General features: G+C 38.2%; 3 protein-coding genes and 1 pseudogene. All 4 read right to left on the bottom strand.

Features of this window, described 5'->3' with window-relative positions:
• Positions 1 to 199: 199 nt before the first annotated feature.
• The gene (locus ACIQ2X_RS15235) at positions 200 to 559 is read right to left on the bottom strand and encodes a hypothetical protein (RefSeq protein ID WP_396177421.1); all 360 of its coding nucleotides are present in this window, start codon (positions 557 to 559) and stop codon (positions 200 to 202) included.
• A gap of 14 nt (positions 560 to 573) precedes the next feature.
• Complete coding sequence (locus ACIQ2X_RS15230; RefSeq protein ID WP_396179817.1) at positions 574 to 951, bottom strand: hypothetical protein; 378 nt, start codon at positions 949 to 951, stop codon at positions 574 to 576.
• A 1-nt stretch (position 952) separates the two neighbouring features.
• Positions 953 to 1,501 carry a hypothetical protein gene (locus ACIQ2X_RS15225; protein WP_396179816.1) on the bottom strand — a complete coding sequence of 183 codons (549 nt, stop codon included), beginning with the start codon at positions 1,499 to 1,501 and terminating at the stop codon, positions 953 to 955.
• Positions 1,502 to 1,521: 20 nt separating this feature from the next.
• Positions 1,522 to 3,031, bottom strand: a pseudogene (locus ACIQ2X_RS15220) (hypothetical protein); the annotation flags it as partial.

Genomic DNA, 3,031 nt, shown 5'->3' with positions numbered 1-3,031 from the left:
CTTTTTTTCCATTCGATTTTTGATTGATGATTAATGATTTGTATATTTGTGCCTCTCAGGATAATTAATAAAAACAGCAAAGCCACAGCACTAGAAGACTTTTGTCCTCCAACGCTGTGGCTTTGCTATAATTAAATTACCGTGAGAAGTTTTTAATTGTTGGAGGACTTTTTTTAATTCCCACCTCCGGGAAATTCAATTACTTGTTTTTCCGCCTAATAACTTCAAGTATAATTATAGCAGTCAAAACCCCTACTGCAAACCAAAGTTCGTTAACGGCGATACCAACCGCACCCGCCACCGTTGTAGCGTAAATGTCCTGCCAACTTCTTTTATTACCGCCCAGCTCTTTATGTGCTCCAAAGAATTTTCTTTGAATCCACTCAACCACAAAGCCTAAACAAAAGGATGCAAGGGTTAGAATAAACCACCGCCAAAAGTTACCGACATTCCCAAAGTCAAACCACTCTGGGTTTTTATCAGAGTACATAATTACAGGCTGCATCAAGATGATTATTAAGGCGTGAAGATGCCACTTGGCTTTCAAAATTGTTTTCATAGTTCGTATTTAAATTAATTACTTACACTCTCGTCAATGCTTTTCAAGCAATGATTTTTGTCTATTTTGTCCAGGACATAGGCGACAAATACCCCTAGTTTCGTAAGCGTGCCATCGCGTTGATTTTTACCCAAAACGCTCGATATGGTTTCCCTTCTATTGCCAAAACTATAACCTGTTTTTTGCTTTAATAATAGATTAAACAAATCCATACATACAACATTTCCAGAGGCATCTATCGAAGTGGCTATAGCCAAAAATTGATCATCAAGCCTTTTAAACGAGTACCGCCATTTACGCTTCCAAAGATTAATACTCAATGTCGTCAGTAGACCAAAAGGGAATAAAATTGCCGACATCAATACGGCTACAAAAGCTAAAATAGTTCCCATTTTACGATGGTCTAGCCATTGAGCTACTGTCTAATGAGTTCCATATATCAAGATTGTCACTTACGAACTGAGCGGAAAACATTGCGATCAAATCCGGCAGTACAATCTGTTTTGTGAAAAACATTAGATATGGAATTGTCGGCATCATAAACGCTTCAGGTTGTAACGCCGGAAGCCCCTCAGGGTTTTCAACAACTTCGCCCGTCTGAGCGTCGAAATACTCCATTTCATAAAACAATCTTTGCCCAAATTCGTCAATGTGTGAACTTACATTTTCATTGGTAATCGTCCAGTCCGGAACGTGTAGATCAATTTTTAATTCCTTTCCGGTTTCTTTGTGAATTAAGATTCTTTTAGGCGTCAATTTCACGTAATTGACGGATGTAGCTACATTTACGTCTTTTACCCGAAGTACCTGTCTATGGTTCGGCATATCAGTAATTTCAGGCAGTTCAATTTCTGCTAAAACAACTTCTTGACTTTCAATCATTGCTTTCAAAGCTTGCGCTTGTGCCAATTGTGCGGTTTGTTTGTACCTCTTTTGTATCATAATTTCATTATTTTAAATAATTAATAAGCAAATTGCCACCCGGTAGATTTATGAATATAAACACCCTCAACGCCATCAGTTTGATAAACTTGAAGTCCAACAGCTGGAGGTGCTCCGCCCAAATAAACTAAGGCCAATCTTTGTGCTTCTGTCATTCTTGGTAGCAAAAATCCACCATTTGTACCTTGAAGTTCTAATAAAGCAGTAGAATCAGTAGAACCCCCAGCCGTACCGCCAAATCTAGCACGTCCATCTCGCATCGTTAAATTCAAAGCTGCTGTTCTAAATGCAATAATAGAGGAGCTTGGGTCACCATATAAAGTTGAAATACCAGACCTTTGAAAAATTGTAACACCGCCAAAACTCATTAAGTTATTAATAGTAGAAAAACCAAAACTGCCGATTGTTGCCCCAGCATTTGAATTAATACTCATTAAAACAACATTACTAGAATTAACAACTTCTAACGCATTAGGGTTATCGGTACTTACAGGACTTTCAATTCTGAAATGACCACGGAAAGTTTTATTACCACTAAAAATCTGAGCAATTGTCGAAACCAGTCCCCTTTGTGTTGCAGTTGCGTCCACAATATCGCCATCAAGTAGAACAGATTTATTGACCCCTAAATTATTGGTAAACCAAAGCTTCAAGCCTTCATTCCAGATTTTATTAACTATTGAATTTGCTGTTGTAACGGGCATTTCCAAAGTTGGCACTTCAACACGTCCATTTGTAAAGGTGAGCTTATTTGAACCCAAATTATGAATTCTGTTGGCTGCAAAATTCAGGTCAGCGTTTGATATGTTTGCGCCAACTCTACGCCACACGCCATCCTCATATACCTGAAAGCCTTTGGGGTTTTCGTTTATATAAATTATCATTCCTTCTTGAGGAGAGGCAATTGCATTTCGTTGAGCAATTGTAAATCCTGTAAACCAAATGATTCTTAATTTTAATAATGCATTTGAAATAAATTCAATTCCTGAATTAATTAACTCCACCGCCTTATCATAGGCAATCTTACCACGGTCGCCACGATAGGCGGTCGATTCCGTTTCGCCTAAAGTTAGCGGTGAGCCAATTGGAATTAAAACCGTCCCGCTCCAACGATAGGTTATATTCGTAATAATGTCCACGTATATTTTGCCTTCTTCTAAAGCATATGGCAAACCCGTTGGTACATTAATAAATGTAATTGAGTCAATAAACTGACCGTTCAAAACATCATCAACGTAGCTTGGTAGTTGTGATACAGGAACTTGACCGTCGACTAAATCAGCTTTCAAAGATAAATCTTGATTTTCAAGCGTTAATAATCGTTCAATCTCAGTATCTGAAAGCAAACTTTTACCTTCAACCTTGTCAACTTTGTTTGCGAGTTGATCTGTCGATGCCTTTCCATTTAAAGCGTTTTCCAATCCGTCAATCTTATTTGTCGGTATCGTTTGGTCCTTGTGCCAGTATGAGTCCATCCACGCCCAAAATTGAGCCTGTGTAGGTTTTAAACCGGTTTTAAACCAGTTTTTT

The sequence above is a fragment of the Flavobacterium sp. genome (genome assembly GCF_044368625.1).
In the GTDB taxonomy this organism is placed as follows: Bacteria; Bacteroidota; Bacteroidia; order Flavobacteriales; family Flavobacteriaceae; genus Flavobacterium.
The sequence above is the reverse complement of the archived record's forward strand: the minus strand, read 5'-3'. Positions and strand labels throughout refer to the sequence as shown.